The sequence below is a fragment of the Elusimicrobiota bacterium genome, assembly GCA_016722575.1.
GTDB lineage: Bacteria > Elusimicrobiota > Elusimicrobia > FEN-1173 > FEN-1173 > JADKIY01.
Genome location: JADKIY010000005.1, coordinates 182,148 through 199,348, shown reverse-complemented (window position 1 = coordinate 199,348; position 17,201 = coordinate 182,148). Strand labels below are relative to the sequence as shown.

Genomic DNA, 17,201 nt, shown 5'->3' with positions numbered 1-17,201 from the left:
GGCGGGCCAGAGGCCCGACTTCTCCGTTAGAAAGGATCAATGTGGCGCGAGCTTGGTACGTCATTCACACTTACTCCGGACACGAAGACAAGGTCAAAGCGTCCTTGGAAAAGACGGCGGCCCAAAACGGCCTGGCCGACAAATTTCACAAACTGCTGATCCCCACCGAAGACGTGGTGGAGCTGCGGCGCAACAAGCGCCAGGTCAAAAAACGCAAATTTTTCCCCGGCTACGTCCTGGTGGACATGGACGTGGACAACCAGACGTACTGGATGGTTCGGAACACGGCGGGCGTCACCGGCTTTTTGGGCGGCGTCAAACCCACGCCCCTGCCCGAATCGGAAATTTCGTCCCTGCTGCAGCTCACGGAAGCCCCCGCGGACCACAAGCCCCGGCCGGCGGTCCTGTTCGACAAGGGCGAGAACATCCGCATCAAGGAAGGTCCGTTCCGGCACTTTATCGGCGTGGTCGAGGAAGTGAACGAAGACCGCGCGAAGTTGAAGGTCACCGTGTCCATCTTCGGTCGGGCGACGCCCGTCGAGTTGGATTACCTGCAGGTTGAAAAACTTTAACGAGGCCCCCCATGCCCCCACAGAAAAAAGTCAAAACACAAATCAAACTCCAAATCCCGGCCGGCGGGGCGAACCCGGCGCCGCCCGTGGGCCCCGCGTTGGGCCAGCACGGCGTCAACATCATGGATTTCTGCAAGCAGTTCAACGAACGCACCAAGACCATGGAAGCCGGGATGACCATTCCCGCCGTGATCACGGTGTTCGAAGACCGTTCCTTTTCCTTCATCACCAAGATGCCGCCGGTCTCCGCCCTCATCAAGAAGGCCGCCGGACTGGCCAAAGCGAGCGCGGAACCCAACAAAACCAAGGTGGGGAAACTCTCCCGGGCCCAGTTGGAAGACATCGCCAAGCAGAAGATGCCGGATTTGAACGCCCCGAACCTCGAAGCCGCCATTCAAATGGTCAAGGGCACCGCCCGCAGCATGGGCGTCGAAACCGCCGACTGATTTAAATCCAAACCCTCCCCGACACCTCGCCCCGCCGCCGTTCGACGGGGAGGAGGGAGCGTTCCGCGCGGGGGAGAAGAGAGAAAACCATGAGCCGTCGCCTGACCGAGTTGCAGAAGAAAATCGTTCCCTCCAAAAAGTACCCCCTCGAAGAAGCCGTGGCGTTGATCAAGCAGACCGCCAAAGCCAAATTCGACGAAACCGTGGAGATCCACGTGCGCCTGGGCGTCGACCCGACCAAGGGCGAGCAGAAAGTCCGCGGCACGGTGGCCCTGCCCCACGGCACGGGAAAATCCAAGAAAGTCGTCGTCATCGCCAAGGGCGAGAAAATCAAGGAAGCCCAGACCGCCGGCGCCGACGAAGCCGGGGACGCCGACGTCATTGAAAAGATTTCCAAAGGCTGGCTGGATTTCGACGTGCTCGTCTGTACGCCGGACGCCATGAAGGACCTCACCAAACTGGCCAAAATCCTCGGCCCCAAGGGCTTGATGCCCAACCCCAAATCCGGCACGGTCACCTTCGATCTGGCGCGAACGGTCAAGGAACTGAAAGCCGGCCGCATCGAATTCAAGATGGACGACTACGCCATCATCCATTCGATTCTGGGCAAGGCCTCCTTCCCCGAAAACAAATTGGTGGAAAACGCCCGGGCGCTCCTGGACGCGATCGCCGCGGCCCGCCCCTCGGCCGCCAAAGGGACCTACGTCCGCACCGTCAACCTGGCGTCCACCATGGGCCCCAGCGTGTCGGTCGTCACCGAGTCGGCCTCGAAGTAAGAGAACCTCTTAAAAGCAAAAAGGCCCATCCCCTCCGGGGGATGGGCCTTTTTTATGAAAGCGCTATTTGAGTTTGGACGACCCTTCGTAGATCCGGCGGATGATGTTTTGGTGTTGCACCGCCTCGGACAACGGCGTCAGGGGTTGACCGGCCAGGGACCGCATGAAGGAATATTTGACCAGGTCGGTGCGAAGGGCGTAACGGAAGGGAAAGGCGTAATTTTTGCCTTCGATGCCGCGGGTGAATTCCCCGGTTTGGGGGTTGGTGGTGCCGGTGACGTGGAAATCGTATTCCCGGTCCCCTTTGGCGTAGACCAACTTGAGGCTTTTGAGTTTCCGGCGGTAGCCCAGGACCAACTTCACCGGCGTCTGGCCGAAGCGCAATTCGTATTCCACGAGGTTCAAAAAGATGTTGTCGCCTTCCCGGGTAACTTTTTCCACCTTGACGGGTTCCCGCCAGAGGGCCGGGGGCAGGAAGTCCAGGGCGTGAATCCCGAGGTCTTCCAAAATGATCAGTTCGCCGATGTTACCGAAGCGGCGCCAGGGCCGGGTGCCGTGGGTGATGAAGGTGATCTCGGCCGCCTGGGCGCCTTCGAACACTTCGCCGAAGGTGGGGCTCTGGGGCTCCGCGGCGTTCAAGCGGAGGTCCTTTAAAAAGTTCGGCAGGGAGGCGTATTGCTGATTGACTCCGAAGGTGACGCCGTTCTCCTTGACCAGGGTTTCGAGGCCGGGCAGGCTGTCGGAATCGTTGACCGGGGTGAGCGGCGTTTCGCACAGGATGTTTTTCACGCCAAAACCGGTGATGAGCTCGCGGCAGATGGGGATGTGGGTTTCGGTCGGGGAGCAGACCACGACCAAATCGGGTTTTTCCTTCTCCACCATTTCCCGCCAGCGTTCGTAGCCCCGCACGTGGCGGCTGATTTCCTCGGTCGTGACGTTTTCCAGGCCGGGCATTTGGTGCAAATCGTTTTGCAGCACCTCCAGCACCAGGGCGGTGTTGCGCCGGTCGGTGTTGGAATAGCTGATGGAGGCGATGGGGGGAAACGTCAGATTTTCCCGGTTGGAATTGGGGTCGCGCAGCAATTGGTAGGCCCATTTGACGAGAAACACGCCGTAGGCCGACCCGGCGCCGAGAACGCTGACGTGCAGGGGACGTTGGCTCATAGCGCTATTTTATCACATTTGATTTTCGGGTCGAACCCCGGGCCGCCCGGGACGCGGCCAGGAATCGACGGGCTTTGTCCCCTTCGGCGCATTTGTTGCACGCGCCGCAGGGCCGGAGGCCCCGGGGGTTCAAGCAGGAAAACGCCAAATCGTAGCGCGCGCCGGGAAAGCGCGAGAGGACCTGGATTTTGCTCCAACCGCGGAAAGGGGCCACCGCCCGAAAGGGGGCGCCGAGGGCCAGGGAGACCGCCCGGGAGATGGCGCGCAGAAACGGGGGCCGGCTGTCCGCGAAGGGATTGCCTTTCAAGGCGCCGAAATACGCGACGGGGATTTTTTGACGCGCGCAATACACGCCGGCCAATCCGAGAAGCAGCAGATTGCGACCGGGCAAATACACCGAGGCGTCGGCGGAGCGGTAACCGGGCACCGGGCCCTTGGACAGACTCCAGTGGTCGCCGTACAAGGGGGCGGCCGGGGCCTCGAGGACGGTCAGGGGGCGGAGGCCCGGGCGGCGGAGGGCCGTCCACTGTCGGCGAAGCGCGGCGAGTTCGGCCTTCTCCCAGCCGAGGCCGAAACGCACGTAGACGGGATGGACCGGCGCGTGGCGCTCCAGGGCCCAAACGAGAAGGGCCGCGCTGTCGAGGCCGCCGCTCACCAGAACCGCCGCGGGATTTTTTCGCATGGCCGAGAATTTACCAAATCCGTCAACAATCAAAGTGCTAAAATTTTTCCATGCCCGCTATGGAATTGGACCGTGCGACCCGCCGCATGGGCGAGGACCTCGTGCTGGACGAATTGTTCGATCTTCGTCTCTACGAGCGTTTTCGGGACCACGCCCGGGGCCCCCTGCGCCAAATGCTCGAAAACCTCGTCGTCGTCGAGGCCGGCCATTACAAATTTTGGAAGGATTTCTTCGGCATCGACCTTCAACGGCTGGACGTGGCGCGGCGCGTAAAATTGGCCGTTCTCTCGGCCATCTGCCGGGTGGCGGGGCCCGCGGCGGTGTCCCTGGTCTTGGAGGGCATCGAGATTTACGGCATCCGCAAATACCTGGAACTCTGGGACCGATACCGGGACAAGCCCCTCGGAAACGCGGTGCGGCAGATTTTAAACGACGAGATGGAGCACGAGGACGTGATCGTTTCCCAATTCGTCAGCAAGAAGATCAGCCCCGAGCGGGTGCGCACTATTTTCATGGGTTTTAACGACGGCTTGGTGGAAATCCTGGGGGCCGTGAGCGGATTTTTCGCCGCCCTTCGGGAACCCCGCCTGGTGTTGGCCGCGAGCGTGTCGGTGGCCGCGGCCGGCGCCTTTTCCATGGCGGCGGGCGCCTACGCGGCGACCGGGTCCGAGCGGGAAATCGAGCGGACCCAGCGGCGGAAAGAGGCGTTTCTCGGGCGACCCGCCGAGTCGGACGACGGCGCCTCGCCCCGTTCGGCCGCGGCCCTGGTGGGCTTGAGCTACTTTTTGGGCGCGTCCCTTCCGGTGCTGCCCGTTTTCTTCGGCGCCACGGGCGTGGCAATCTCGGCCGTGGCCGCCGGCGCGGCGGTGACGGTTGTTTCGGCCGCGTTGGCGTTCTTGTCCGGCATGGACCTGGGCCGGCGCGTGTTGCTCAATTTGGCCATCGTGGCCGGGGCCGTCGCGATGACGTCCTTCCTCGGCTCTTTGGCCCATCGGTGGTTGGGGGTCTCCTTGTGAGCGCGCCGGTTTTGGAAAAACGGTTGGAGCGGTTTTCCCGGGCGGCCGAGGGCATCCGCCGGGAGTTGGCCAAGGCGGTCGTCGGCCAGGAGGACGTGGTCGAGCAACTGTTGATCGCGTTGTTCGCCCGGGGCCATTGCCTGCTGGTGGGCGTTCCGGGATTGGCGAAGACGCTCTTGGTATCGTCCTTGGCGTCCATCCTGGACCTGCAATTCAAACGGATTCAATTCACCCCGGACCTGATGCCCTCGGACATCACGGGGACCGACATCTTGCAGGAAGACGCCGGCACGCGCCAGCGCGCCTTCGTCTTCGCGCCGGGCCCGCTGTTCGCCAACTTGGTGCTGGCCGACGAGATCAATCGCACGCCCCCCAAAACCCAATCCGCCCTTCTCCAGGCCATGCAGGAGCACCGGGTGACCGTGCTGGGTCGCACCTACCCGTTGCCCGATCCGTTTTTCGTGCTCGCCACCCAGAACCCCATCGAGCAGGAGGGCACCTACCCCCTGCCCGAAGCCCAGTTGGACCGATTTCTCTTCCAGGTGAACATGGGCTACCCCTCCGCCGCCGAAGAAACGGACGTCCTCCGCCGGACCACCGGCGGCGCCGTGGACGCGCCGGCCAAAACGGTGAACGCCGCGGACTTGCTCGATTTTCAATCCCTCGTGCGGGACGTCCCCGTGGCCGACACGCCGCTGGCCTCCGTGGTCCGCTTGGTGCGCTCCACGCGCCCCGACGACCCCAAAGCGCCGGAGGTTGTCAAATCCTACGTGGCCTGGGGCGCCGGGCCCCGGGCGGGGCAGGCGTTGATTCTGGGCGCCAAGGTTCGGTGCCTGTTGCGCGGCCGCCTCACCGTTTCCTGGGAGGACGTGGCCGCCCTGGCCGCGCCCGTCCTTCGGCACCGGTTGCTGTTGTCCTACCGGGCGGAAGCCGAGGGCGTGCGCGTCGACGACGTCGTCCGCCGCCTCGTGGACGGCGCCGGGGGGGAATGAGCCTCGACCCGCGCTGGTGGGCGCGCCTGGCGCCCCTGGCGCTGCGGGCCCGGTCGCGCGTCGACGGCGCGTTCGCCGGGCGGCACCGCGGGCGGGCCTCGGGCGTGTCGGGCGATTTCGTCGGCCACCGGGCCTACACCCCGAGCGACGATTGGCGGCACGTGGATTGGTCCGTCTACGCCCGCACCGACCGCTGGACCGTCCGCGAAACCCAGGCCGACGCCCCCTTGCGGGCCGCCCTCCTCCTCGACACCTCCGGGTCCATGGCCTTCGCCGCCGACGGACGCCTTCCCAAAATCAACCACGCCGCCCAACTTCTTTCCGCCCTCGCCCACGTCGTCCTTCGCCAGGGGGACGCCTGCGCCCTGGGCCTTTTGGGCGACGGGCGGACGTCCTTTCTCCCGGCCCGGTCCGGCGCGGCCGCGCGCCCCCGGCTGTTGTCCCTTTTGGAATCCCCGCCAGCGGCGGGGCCGTCCGACCTGGGGCGGGCCCTGCGGGAGGCCTCCCCGCGCCTGCCCCGGCGGGGCCTGGCGATTCTCGCGTCCGATTTTTTCCCGCCGATCGAGGGGTGGATGCCCGTCCTCCGGGAATGGGCGGCCCGGGGACGGGAAATTATTGCCTTTCAGATTTTGGACCCCGTGGAGCTTTCCCTGGCCGGCCGCGGCCGGTTTGATTTTCAAGACCTCGAAACCGACGCCCGCCTGTCCGTCGATATGGAGGCCGTCGCGGGCCGCTACGGCCGCCTGGCCGCGGACCGCCAACGGCAATTGGCGGCGGCCTTCGCCGCCCTGGGCGCCGATTTCCGGACTTTCCTCACGGACCGGCCCTTGGACGCGGCCCTGGCGAATTACCTCCGTCAACGGGACGCGCGCGCGTGACGTTCCTCTCCCCCGGATTTTTGTGGACGGCGCCCGCGGCGCTGATTCCCCTGGCCCTCCACTATTGGGGCCGCCGCGGCGCGCCCCGGCGCCCCTTCAGCGACGTGGCGCTTCTTCGCGCGGCGGCGGGGTCCTGGTACCACCCCGATCGTTGGCGCGATCCGCTGCTGCTGTTGATTCGAACGGCCCTGATCGCCGCCCTGATTTTGTTTTTCGCCGGACCGGTGTGGCGTCCGGCGGGCGGCGCGGCCGCGGGCGGGGGGCGATCGCTGATCCTTCTGGACGCGTCCTATTCCATGGGCGCGGTGGAGGTGGGGCGAACGGTGTTCGACGCGGCCCGGGCCCGGGCCCTGGAAATTCTGGACGGGCTTCCGCCCGGAGAATCGGCGGGGGCGATGATATTCTCGGACCGCCTGGAGAGCGCGGCGGCGCCGGCCATGGACCGGACCGCGGCCCGGCGTTTGTTGGAGCGGGCCCGCCCGACCCACCGCCCCACCGATCTGGGCGCGGCGTTGGCGGCCGTCCAAAAAGAGTCGTCGGAAGCGCCCGGTCCCTGGACCGTCTACCTTGTTTCCGATTTGGCGGCCCACGGTTGGCGGTCCCCGCCCCCGGCCGGGCTCCCGTCGCTGGACGCCCGGTGGGCTCTGTGCGAAACGGGGAGCGACTATTCCAACGGCGCGCTGTTTCGCGCCCGGAGCGATTGGGATCCCTCCACAAGCCGCGTGCGGGGGAATCTGGAGCTTCGGTCCTGGGGTCCCGCCGGAAAACCGGAGCGGGGATGGTCGGTGACCGTGGCGGACGGGCCGCCGGTCCTGGGCCGGGCGGCCCTTCTGGGCGGCCGGGGCGAGGCCGTTTTCGCCTCCCCGTTCGTTCGTTCGCCGGTCTTGAACGTGGTCGCCCGGTTGGAGCCCGACGCGTTGCCCGAGGACGATGTTTTTTACGCCGTGGTTCCCCGGCGGGACCCGCCGTCTTTTCTAATCGTCAACGGGGCCCCCAATTTGTCCCCCGTGAGCGACGAAGCCCACTACCTGCAACCCGTCCTGGACGCTTGGGAAAGGGACGGCGCCCGGGTTCGCGCCGTTTGGCCCGGCGAGATTTCCGCCGCGTCCTTGACGGGCATCGATGCCGTGGCACTGCTCAACGTCGGGTCTTTGACCTCCGAGGCGTCGGCGGCCTTGGGGGCCTTTGTCCGCCAGGGGGGCGGGCTCTGGATCACGGCGGGGGACCAATGGTCCGAATCCGCGGCGCCGTCCTTCGCCCCTTTCCGCGCCACGGCCCCGATGGAGGTGGAGGACGTCGCGGCGCCCGCGCGATCCGATGCGGCCTTCGGAATTTTCAGAGACGGGCGGGACGTCGATTGGTCGGGGATTCGTCTTCAACGGCTGGGCGGGCTCGTTCCGGGCCCCGGCGCTTCCGTGTTGTTGCGGGGACGCGCCTCGGGCCGTCCGTTGCTCGTTTGGGGAAAAGTCGGCGGCGGACGGGTGGCGGCGTGGTCGGCGTCCATTGATCGGGATTGGACCAACGCGCCCGCCTCGCCCCTTTATCCCATCCTCTGCCGGGACGTCCTGGCCTTTTTGGCCCGACCCGACGCCGCGCCCCCGTCCGATCCGGAAATCCTGGGCGGCGCCTGGGTCGGGCGCCGTCCCGGCGCGGCGACGGCCGTTCTTCGCCGCCCCGACGGAAGTATTGAACGATGGACGGGCCGGGGGGGCGAATTCCGCGTGGAGCCCTTGGAAACGCCCGGTTTTTACCGCCTCGACTTTTCGTCGGGGGAGGGGACGGTGTTCGCGGTCAACGCGTCGCGGACCGACGAGGAGGGAAACCCCGCGCGCGTTTCCCGGGACACCGTCGGCCGTTGGCTGGGCCCCGGGCGGTTCGTGTGGATCGGGCCGAGGGACGATTGGGCCCGGAAACTCGCCGGCCGTCCGCTCCGCCCCGCCTTGATTCAAGGCCTGTTGGTTTTGTTCGCGCTGGAGACTTTGCTGCTTGTTCCACGGCGGTCCCGGTGAAACGCCGCCTGGCGGTTCTCTCGGCTCTGTTCGGCCTGGTCGGCGTCCTTCGGGCGGACGGCGACTGGCCGGGGGATCGTTTGGTTTTCGCCCAAATTCGCCACCCGGGCGAGTGGGATCCGTACCCCGAGGTTTGGCCTTCGGCGGCGTCTTTCCTTCGGGAGGCCACGAGCCTCGACCCCTGGCCCGCCCGACGGGTGGTGACCCTGGACAGCGCGGCGTTGGCCGACGAACCGTTTTTGGTTTTGGCGGGGCGGGGCGATCCCGGGATCACCGACGGGGACGTCGCCCGCCTTCGGGAGCATCTTCGGGCCGGGGGCTTTCTTTGGATCGACAACACGGCGGGCGGATCGTCCAACCCGCTGGACCGCGCCGTCTGGGCCCTTCCGTCGCGCCTTTTTCCCGGCGAATCCTGGCGTCCCGTTCCGTTGACACACGCGCTCTTCCGATCGTTCTTTCTACTTCCCCGCGCCGCCGGACGGCGGCAAACCGAAGACCGTTTGTGGGGCCTCTGGGCCGGGGACCGGTTGGTGGCCGTTTATGACCGCAACGACGTGTTGGGGGCCCTGGCGCGGGACCGGGTGGGCCAGCCCCTCTACCCCTGCGACCCCGGCGGGGAAAGCCAGCGGCGGGAGGGTCAAAAAACCTTCGCGAACATCGTCCTCTTCGCCCTCACGGGAACTTACAAAACCGACGCCGTCCATCAACCCTTTCTGGAGCGGCGATTTCGGGGGCGGCCGTGACGCGTTCCGCCGTTTTTCCGGCGGAGACCGTCGCGCTTCTGGGGGCCGTCGCCGGGGCGCTCCTCTTTTTGGCGCGCCGACGTCCGCCGCGGTGGGTGGGGATCCTTCGGGGCCTTTCCGCGGCCGTCCTGGCGTTGCTCGTTTTTCGTTGGGTGAACGGGGCCCGGGGGCCGCGTTCCATCGCCGTCGTCTTCGATTATTCGGCCAGCATGGGGACGCCCGCGGCCGCGGAGGGGGAGACCCGATGGTCCCGTTCCCGGCGGGCGTGGTCCGACGCGGCGCCCCCGGTCGGGGATTCCATTTCCGCGTTTGTTCTCGGCGACGGGCTTTTCCGTCGAACGGACGACGCCCTGGCCCGGGAAACGCCCGCGGCTCTCCGCAGCGCTTTTTCCCGATTGGGGGAATTGAAATCCCTCGCGCCCGACCTCGACGGGGTGGTTTTCTTTTCGGACGGCCGGGGCGAGCCCGGGGCGGAGGACGCCTGGCGGTCCCTGGGGATTCCCGTGCTGGCGGTGGCGCCGCCTCCGGACCGCTCGCCGGACATCGCTGTGGAATCCGTCCAGGCCCCCGCGACGGCGATCGCCGGGGCCGAAACCCCCGTGACGGTCCGGTGGCGGAAATCGACGGTCCCCCCGGGCCCCCTCCGGTGGACGTTGTGGAGTGGGGAGCGGCGGCTGGCCGAACGCTCGGTGACGGCGTCGACGGAAACCGAGGGCGAGAGCGTCCTTTCCTTCCGCCCGTCGGGCGCGGGCGCGACGCGTTTCCGGGTGGAAGTCGACGGGGCGTCCGGCGAAAAATATTTCGGCAACAACGCGCGGACCTTCTTCATGGAAATTCAGCGCGACCGCCTGCGCGTGTTGTATTTGTGCGGCCGCCCCGGCCCCCACTACGCGTTTCTCCGGGCGCAGCTCAAAACGGACCCCGCGGTGGATCTGGTCTCCTTCGTGATTCTGCGGGACCCGGAAGACGCGGTGGGACTCCCCGAAACGGATTTGTCGCTGATCCCCTTTCCCACGGCGGAAACGCTGATGGCCCAGTTGAAAACCTTCAACGTCGTGATCCTGGAAAACTTTCCCTTGACCGGCTTCGGCCTGGGCCCCCGGTTCGCCGCGGCGGTCGGCGATTACGTGGAAAAAGGAGGGGGCTTGTTGTTGGCGGGGGAGGGACGTTACTGGGCGAACGGCGGCCCCGGGCGGGGGAACGCTTTGGAAGCGTGGCTGCCGCCCGATCGTTTCCGCCCGGGGCCGGAGGGCCGCTGGTCGGCCAAAATTCTCCCCGCCGCCAAGTCCGTCCTTTTTCTGGACGGCGCCCGGTGGAGCGAGCTGCCTCCGTTGGAATCCGCGGCGGGTTCGCTGTGGCCGGACCTGTCGGGGGGCGTCCCCTTGATTGAAGCGCCGGGCGGCGCGTCCCACGCCTCGGCCCGGGCCCAGGGGCGCGGGCGGTTGATGGTCCTTTCGAGTTTGACGGACTGGCGCTGGGCCCTGGGCGCCAACACCCCGGGCCCTTGGTTGTACCAGCGGTTTTGGGAAAACGTCGTCCGCTGGCTGGGGGAATCTCCGGACCGACGCACGTTGCGAATCGACCGCCCGGAGGGACCGGTCACCGTCGGCGCTCCCTGGCCCGTCGCGGTCCGCTTCACGGGGGTTCAGCCCCCGTCGTCGGTGATTTTGACGTGGCGCTCGGCCGACGGTTCGGAGCGCCACGACGTCCGTTTGAAGCCCGAATCCGACGGAGTGTACACCGGAGCGCTGTCGTTACCGCGCTCGGGGATGTACGACGTGTCCGTTCGGTCGCCCCGGGGCGGGGACCGTCTGTGGGTGGAGGCGGCCTCGGGGTGGGACGAATTCCGGGACGTTCGACCGGCCCCGGCCGCCCTGACCCGCCTGGCCGCGGCCACCGGGGGGGAAGTGGTGGACGTCGAGTCCTTTACGGCCCGCCGGTTCCGCCGTTGGCGGAGAGGCCTGGGGCGCGCGGGCGGGCGGTTCGACCCGCCGGGGCCGGGTTGGTGGTGGGCGGTCCTGGCCCTTTGGGTTTTCGAATGGGCGCTCCGGAAACGGCGGGGGGAGCGATGAGCCCGGCCTCGGCGGAGCGTGACGTGCGTCGACGACTGGAGCGGGCATTGGCCCAAGCGCGTCTTTTGGCCTGGATCGGCGGCGCGGCGGCGGCCCTGGGCCCGGCGCTCGCGGTTTTCGCGGGAACCCTCGGGAGCCTCCGCGTCCTGGACGCCCTGGGAATTTTGTCGACGGGGGCGCGCCGATCCCTGTGGGGAGCGGGGGCCGCCGTCGCCGTCGGACTGATTGTCCGGGTCGCCCGGCGCGTTCCCTGGAGCGCCCCGGCTACGGCGCGCCGATTGGCGCGACCCGGGGCTCCGGGCGACGAGTTCTTGACGGCGTGGGAACTGTGCCGCCGGGAACCGGGCGGGGGGCTGGCGGAGATTCTCCTGGCGTCCTGGCCCGCCCCCGGGCTCCCGGAAATGACGCGAAACCTCTGGACGCCCGCCTGGCGTCGGCAATGGCTCGTCGGGATCGCCGGCTTGTCGTTCCTTTTGGCTCTCGCGCGTTTGGCGCCCGGGACGGAAAATTCGTGGTGGCCCTTCGGAGCGGACGCGGTCCCCGGGGTGCTTTCCCTCCGGCCCGGGGACGCTTTTTTTCCCCGGGGCGACACCGTGTCCATCGAGGTCCAATTGGCCGGTCCCGAGACCTCGATTCCGGAACCCTGGGTTCAAGGCGAGGGGAGCCCCTGGGCCCGGCGGGTGTGGAGCGCGGTCGACGGCGATCGATGCGTTCTTTCCTTGGAAAATTTGCGGGGAAAAACGCGCTACCGCCTGGAAGGCGGGGGCCATCGAAGCCGCGCGTACACCCTGACGCCGACCGATCCGCCGCGCCTCAAGGTTTTTTCAGCCGAGGTGCGCCCCCCGGCGGGGAGCGCGGGCGCGTCCGAGCGCGCGGCGAATCCCTTTGCCCCGGAGGCTCTTCGGGGGGGCGCGATCGTTTTCTCCGGAGAGTGGGAGGAGGACGTCGCGGAGTTTCGGGTGGGGGACGCCGGCGGGACCTATCGGTCCGTCAATCCCCCGGGCCCGCGTTTTCAATGGAGCCGGGTCGTGGACGGGCCCGCCGTGATCGGCCTCTGGGCGGCGCGGCGCGGGGACCCGGGAGCCCCGGTCCACGTGGCCGACGTGTCCGTGGCCCTGCGGGCGGACGCGCCCCCGCAAATTCGCTGGGTGGAACCCGCGGAGGATCTTCGGGTGTCCGTGGGGGAGGAGGCGCCGTTGTCGTATGAGGCCTCCGACGACCGCGGGATCGCGGCGGTGTTTCTGGAGTGGGCGCTGAACGACGGACCTTCGCAGCGCGCCTTGGAAAAATCCTTCGCCCCCGGCGCGGGCGCGGGGGGCGATCCGCTCCGGGGGGAGGTGGTTTGGCCGTTGTCCGCGATCAAACTTTCGCCGGGGGACCGCTTCGCGCTCCGCTGGCGCGTCCGGGACGGTTCGTCGGGGGTCGGCGTTTCCGAACCCCGGCGATTCTGGGTGGTCGACGACGCGGCGGAACACGCGGCGCTGCTTCAGTCGTTGGCGGAATGGGGGGACGCCTTGACTCAACGACGGGCCCAACAGGCCCGCCTGGTGGAATCCCTGCGCGGGCCCGGGGTGGATTGGTCCTCCGCCGCGGAGCGCCAGGCGGCTCTGGGGTCTTCGCTTCGGGGCGACGCGGCCCGGCTCGGGGCCCTGGCCGACGCGCTCGACCGCGATCCGCTGTCCGGCCCGATGGCCGGGGAGGCGCGGCGCGCCCTCGCCGAGGAATTGAGCGGGGTGGCCGAGACGGCGATCCCGTCGGCCGCGGCGGATTTGCAGCGGGGACAGCCGGGCGGCGCCGAGTCGGTCCAGGCCGCGCTGGACCGTTTGGCCGCGCTCAACGACGACGCCCGCCGCCAAGAGGATTTTCAGCGTTGGGCCGACGACGCGTCGGAATTGAAGCGGGCCGCGGGGGCTTTGGCCGAGACGTTGGCGGGACGGGCGGGGGCGCTGACGGAGGCCCAGCGGGCGGAACTCGCGAAAACCCTGGCCGGGTTGGAGAGGTCTTTGGCCCGGCTCAAGAAGTCGATCCAGGAAGCGCTTCCGCCCGAATCGGGGGAAAATCCCCAGGGCGGCGATCGGCGATTTCTCCGGCTGGACGACGTTCAAAAAGATTTCGCGGATCTGATGGCCGCCTTGGCCTTGGGGGACGCGTCGGCCGCCCTCTCGGCCGCCCGCCGGGCCATGGAAAAATTGGACGCGGCGGAGTCCGCTCTTCGCTCCGCGGGCGGGACGGGGGTCGACGGGGCGTTCTCCGAGGCGGCGGAGGCCTGGCGCCAACGGGTCCTGGCGTTGGCGGAGCGGCAGGAAGCGCTGATGGCCGATTCCCGGGAGGTCGCGGACCGTCGCACCGCGCGCCGTTTGGCGGAGCAGGACCAAGCCCTCGCGGCGCTGCCGACCCGGGCGGCGGAATGGCGGGAAGCCGCCGGGGCGCTTGAAAAGGAATGGCGGGGCGGGGACATTGATCGCTCCCTGTGGGAGGGGCTGTGGATCGTACGGACCCAGGTGGCCGCGTTGGAACGGGCGGGATCCTCGCCCGCCCAGGCGGTGCCGCGATTGACCGAGACCGTGGAGTCCCTGCGCCGGGTCGCCGGCGAATGGGAGCGGGCCAACGCGGCGGTCCCGCCGCCCGGTCCGGCCGCCCCCGGGGACGAGGAAAAAAAATACAATGACCGAAAGCGCTGGGGAGAGACGTTGCGCCGTATGGTCGACGAATCTTCCCGGACCCTGGCGGCCTTCGGCGCCCTGGACCGGCCGGCCTCGGACTTGGACCCGGCGGACCGGATCCGGACGCTTCGTCAATCCACGACCGAGGCCGCGTTGGCCGGCGACACGGACGCGGCCGCGGCGTCGTTGTCCGCGCCGGGGACCCCCTTGGCCGGCGCCGTCGGCCCGGCGCGCCGGGCGGGCGAGGCCGCCGTCTCCATGCGCGCCGCCGCGGAGGCCCTGGGCGAAATCCGCCTGACCGACGCCGTTCAACGCCAGGAAAACGCTTTGTCGCTCCTCCGGGAGGCGGCGGAGAGTTTGGCGCGGGCGGGCGCGCGGGCCTCGGCCCGCGCGGCGGGGTCGCGGGGGCGGTTTCGAACGGCGGGAAGGCCCGGGGCCGTGTCCTCCCCGGCGGTGCGGCTTCCGGGGAAAAGCCCGGCGGAGGCGTCGGAGGAATTTCGCCGGGCGCTCCGCCAATCCATGAAGGATCGTTACCCAAAAAACTATGAAAAAATCGTTCAAGACTATTACCGTCATTGGTCAAAATAAACGCGTCGGCGGTCTGGCGCTGGCGGCGTTTCTCGCCGCCGCGCCCGCGGCGGCGGGGCCGGCCAAGTCCGAGGCGCCGCCCACCGCCGCCCAGGCGTTGGCGCGTTCGGCCACGCCTCTCAACGTGGTGGAAACCCTGTTGGAGTCGGGAAGCGGGGACGCGGTCCAAACCTATTATGAAGAATTGCTGGCCGCGGGCAAGGCGGACGCGGCGAACCGGGTGCGATGCCTTCAGGAACTTTACGCGGGCAACGACGCGGGGGCGCAGCAGGCCTTGGAAATTCTCGACGCGAAGGACAGCTGGGCCCAATCCCGGGCGAATTATTTGTCGGGGCTTGTTTCGATTCAAAGCGGTTTCGTCGAAAGCCGGTCGGACCACTTCGTCCTGCGGGTCCCGGCGGAGGACGCGTTCCTCGGCGATTACGCCCTGCCGGCGTTGGAAAACGCCCACGCCAAATTCGCGGATCTCTTGGGCGTGCCGTCCTCCGGAACGATGGTGGTGGAGATATATCCCACCGTGGAAAGTTTTTCCTTCGCGTCGACCCTGTCGCCGGACGCCATGGCGCGGACCGGCGCGATCTCCGTTTTTAAATTTGGACGGCTTATGATTTTGTCGCCGCGGGCGACCGCCCGGGGCTACCGCTGGTTGGACGCCCTGGTGCACGAATACGCCCGAGCCGCGGTTCATCGCCTGTCGGGGTCCCGGTGTCCCGTCTGGTTGGAGGAGGGGATCTCCCGCTATCTCGCCGTCGTCTGGCGCCGTTCGGATGAATTTGTTCTGCCGCCCTACGACGAAGGTTTGCTCGCGGCGGCCGCGTCGACCGCCCCCGCGGCGGGCGCGCTCCCCTTGATTCCTTTCGCCAAAATGGAACCGTCCTTCGTCCACCTGCCGGACCCCGCCAACGCGGCCCTGGCGCAGGCCGAGACGTCCGACGCGGTGGCCTATTTGGTGGACGAGCACGGACTGAACGGTTTGCGGTCGCTTCTTTCCGCCTTGAAAGATCGCGCCCGCGAAGACGCCTTCGCCGCGGCCCTGGGGTCGAGCGAAGAGGAGTTGGAGGCCGGGTGGCGGGAATCCCTTCCGGAGGAAACCTTGGAAGGGTCGGCCGGCGCGCTATCGGGGGCGGTTCAACTAAAGCCTCTGGACGATGCCCATTGGGCGGGACCCGACCTGGAACCCTTCTTGCGCGCGGGCGATCGATTGCGCCAGCTGAACCAATGGACCGCGGCCTCCGCCCAATACCGGAAAGGGCTGGAAGCGGCGCCGAACAACGGGCTCCTGTTGGTCCGCCTGGCCCGGGGGCTTGTCGCGGCGGGGCAAACCGAGGCGGCGGTGCCCCTCCTTCGCCTCGCGATGGAGAAAAACCCGGCTTTTGCCGAGCCCTTCGTGTTGCTGGGCGATCTGTTTTTCGACGACGGACGGTACGAGGAGGCCCAAGCGGTGTTGCAGAGCGCCTTGGAAATCAACCCCTTTGATTCCAAAATCCATGAAATCCTGGGCCTGATCGCCGTGGACGTCGGCAATTTCACGGTGGCCCGCCACTCCCTTCAGTTGGCACTCCGTTTCGATCCGGAAAACGACGCCGTGACCCAGGCCCTGAAGCGCATGCCCAAACGCCGGTGACGCGGCCGCCCGACGTTCCGCTGTGGGACCGCCTGCCCCCCTTGTGGGCCGGGCGACTGGCGCGGGTGGGCGACGCGGCCGCTTCGCGCGGCCAGGCGGCCGTGCTGGTCGGCGGAAGCGTCCGGGATCTCTTGTTGAACCGCCCGCCCAAGGATTGGGACGTGGTGGTCGAAGGGGCGGCGGGGCCCGTTGTTAAGGCGTTCGCCGCGGCGGAAGACGCCCGGGTCGAATCCCATCCCGCTTTTTTAACCTTCACGGTGCATTTTAAGGACGGAACGGCTCTGGACGTGGCCACGGCCCGTACGGAAACCTACGCCCGGCCGGGGGCCTTGCCCACGGTTCGCCCCGCTCCTTTGGCCGAGGATTTTGCCCGGCGGGATTTTACGGTCAACGCCATGGCCTGCCGGGCCACCCCCGAAAACCGCGGCCGCCTCGAGGATCCCTTGGACGGCCGGGGGGATCTGGCCGGGGGTTTGGTCCGCGCGCTTCACCCCCGAAGTTTTGAGGACGATCCCACCCGGATCTTTCGGGCGGCCCGTTACGCGGGCCGCTACGGGTGGTCGGTGGAAGCCGCCACGGCCGGGTGGATCGACCGGGCCGTCAAGGAAAACCGGCCCGGGGTCCTCAGCCCCGTCCGTCGGCGGAACGAATTGTTCCACTTGTTGGAGGAAGACCGGCCGTTGCCCGCGCTCCGTTTGTTGGCGGAGTGGGGCCTGGGGCCCTTCGCGGTCCCCGCTTACGATTTGGACCGCGTTCCCGCCGCCGTCTGGGCCGAGGAACCGTCGGCGGACCGGTTCGCCCGGCGTTTGGCCGGACTCCTGGGGCCCGATCCCGCGGCGGCCGAAAACGCCCTGAAGGCCGCCCAAACGCCCGTGGCGCTTCGGCGGCGCGTCGTCGATTGGCTCCGGGACCGCCGCTTCGTCGTTGACACCTTTGGTCGGAAAAATTAATATGCCCCCGCCCACTTCGGCCACCC

The 17,201-nt window shown here is 67.9% G+C and carries 14 protein-coding genes; 12 read left to right on the top strand and 2 right to left on the bottom strand.

Going from position 1 to position 17,201, the window contains the following annotated elements; all coding sequences use genetic code 11:
* Positions 1 to 41 precede the first annotated feature (41 nt).
* The 3 genes from nusG to IPP68_09790 all read left to right on the top strand — a co-directional run bounded on the left by nusG (position 42) and on the right by IPP68_09790 (position 1,794).
* Positions 42 to 572, top strand: coding sequence for a transcription termination/antitermination protein NusG (gene nusG, locus IPP68_09800; GenBank protein ID MBL0350650.1), 531 nt, complete (start codon positions 42 to 44; stop codon positions 570 to 572).
* Between the two features lie 11 nt (positions 573 to 583).
* Positions 584 to 1,018 (top strand): 50S ribosomal protein L11, encoded by a 435-nt coding sequence (gene rplK, locus IPP68_09795; protein MBL0350649.1) that lies wholly within the window; start codon positions 584 to 586, stop codon positions 1,016 to 1,018.
* Between the two features lie 89 nt (positions 1,019 to 1,107).
* The gene (locus IPP68_09790; protein ID MBL0350648.1) at positions 1,108 to 1,794 is read left to right on the top strand and encodes a 50S ribosomal protein L1; all 687 of its coding nucleotides are present in this window, start codon (positions 1,108 to 1,110) and stop codon (positions 1,792 to 1,794) included.
* 63 nt (positions 1,795 to 1,857) lie between these two features.
* On the opposite strand, the gene IPP68_09785 is transcribed toward IPP68_09790, so the two are convergent.
* Together IPP68_09785 and IPP68_09780 are read right to left on the bottom strand one after the other, a co-directional pair.
* Positions 1,858 to 2,958, bottom strand: coding sequence for a Gfo/Idh/MocA family oxidoreductase (locus IPP68_09785; GenBank protein ID MBL0350647.1), 1,101 nt, complete (start codon positions 2,956 to 2,958; stop codon positions 1,858 to 1,860).
* Positions 2,959 to 2,962: 4 nt separating this feature from the next.
* Positions 2,963 to 3,640: a 7-cyano-7-deazaguanine synthase gene (locus IPP68_09780; GenBank protein ID MBL0350646.1), complete on the bottom strand. Its 678-nt coding sequence runs from the start codon at positions 3,638 to 3,640 to the stop codon at positions 2,963 to 2,965.
* A 50-nt stretch (positions 3,641 to 3,690) separates the two neighbouring features.
* On the opposite strand from IPP68_09780, the gene IPP68_09775 reads away from it, so the two are divergent.
* Genes IPP68_09775 through IPP68_09735 form a run of 9 tightly spaced genes read left to right on the top strand, consistent with a single transcriptional unit; the run spans position 3,691 to position 17,175 of the window.
* The gene (locus tag IPP68_09775; protein ID MBL0350645.1) at positions 3,691 to 4,656 is read left to right on the top strand and encodes a VIT1/CCC1 transporter family protein; all 966 of its coding nucleotides are present in this window, start codon (positions 3,691 to 3,693) and stop codon (positions 4,654 to 4,656) included.
* Complete coding sequence (locus tag IPP68_09770; protein ID MBL0350644.1) at positions 4,653 to 5,648, top strand: MoxR family ATPase; 996 nt, start codon at positions 4,653 to 4,655, stop codon at positions 5,646 to 5,648. Before IPP68_09775 ends, IPP68_09770 begins: the two co-directional genes overlap by 4 nt.
* The gene (locus IPP68_09765) at positions 5,645 to 6,526 is read left to right on the top strand and encodes a DUF58 domain-containing protein (GenBank protein MBL0350643.1); all 882 of its coding nucleotides are present in this window, start codon (positions 5,645 to 5,647) and stop codon (positions 6,524 to 6,526) included. The genes IPP68_09770 and IPP68_09765 overlap by 4 nt, the downstream gene beginning before the upstream one ends.
* Entirely contained in the window at positions 6,523 to 8,535 is a 2,013-nt protein-coding gene (locus tag IPP68_09760) for a BatA domain-containing protein (GenBank protein ID MBL0350642.1), read from the top strand. The genes IPP68_09765 and IPP68_09760 overlap by 4 nt, the downstream gene beginning before the upstream one ends.
* Positions 8,532 to 9,278, top strand: coding sequence for a DUF4159 domain-containing protein (locus IPP68_09755; protein MBL0350641.1), 747 nt, complete (start codon positions 8,532 to 8,534; stop codon positions 9,276 to 9,278). The genes IPP68_09760 and IPP68_09755 overlap by 4 nt, the downstream gene beginning before the upstream one ends.
* Positions 9,275 to 11,350: a hypothetical protein gene (locus IPP68_09750; GenBank protein MBL0350640.1), complete on the top strand. Its 2,076-nt coding sequence runs from the start codon at positions 9,275 to 9,277 to the stop codon at positions 11,348 to 11,350. The genes IPP68_09755 and IPP68_09750 overlap by 4 nt, the downstream gene beginning before the upstream one ends.
* A gap of 23 nt (positions 11,351 to 11,373) precedes the next feature.
* Positions 11,374 to 14,601, top strand: a complete 3,228-nt coding sequence (locus IPP68_09745) for a hypothetical protein (protein ID MBL0350639.1) — start codon at positions 11,374 to 11,376, stop codon at positions 14,599 to 14,601.
* Complete coding sequence (locus IPP68_09740) at positions 14,558 to 16,225, top strand: tetratricopeptide repeat protein (GenBank protein ID MBL0350638.1); 1,668 nt, start codon at positions 14,558 to 14,560, stop codon at positions 16,223 to 16,225. Before IPP68_09745 ends, IPP68_09740 begins: the two co-directional genes overlap by 44 nt.
* Complete coding sequence (locus tag IPP68_09735; protein ID MBL0350637.1) at positions 16,222 to 17,175, top strand: CCA tRNA nucleotidyltransferase; 954 nt, start codon at positions 16,222 to 16,224, stop codon at positions 17,173 to 17,175. The genes IPP68_09740 and IPP68_09735 overlap by 4 nt, the downstream gene beginning before the upstream one ends.
* The last annotated feature ends 26 nt before the right edge of the window (positions 17,176 to 17,201 follow it).

Excerpts from the sequence above, each read along its gene's own strand:
- IPP68_09740 (MBL0350638.1), top strand. The coding sequence starts at position 14,558 with ATGAAAAAATCGTTCAAGACTATTACCGTCATTGGTCAAAATAAACGC.
- rplK (MBL0350649.1), top strand. The coding sequence starts at position 584 with ATGCCCCCACAGAAAAAAGTCAAAACACAAATCAAACTCCAAATCCCG.
- IPP68_09790 (MBL0350648.1), top strand. The coding sequence starts at position 1,108 with ATGAGCCGTCGCCTGACCGAGTTGCAGAAGAAAATCGTTCCCTCCAAA.
- IPP68_09780 (MBL0350646.1), bottom strand. The coding sequence starts at position 3,640 with ATGCGAAAAAATCCCGCGGCGGTTCTGGTGAGCGGCGGCCTCGACAGC.
- IPP68_09785 (MBL0350647.1), bottom strand. The coding sequence starts at position 2,958 with ATGAGCCAACGTCCCCTGCACGTCAGCGTTCTCGGCGCCGGGTCGGCC.
- IPP68_09765 (MBL0350643.1), top strand. The coding sequence starts at position 5,645 with ATGAGCCTCGACCCGCGCTGGTGGGCGCGCCTGGCGCCCCTGGCGCTG.
- IPP68_09775 (MBL0350645.1), top strand. The coding sequence starts at position 3,691 with ATGCCCGCTATGGAATTGGACCGTGCGACCCGCCGCATGGGCGAGGAC.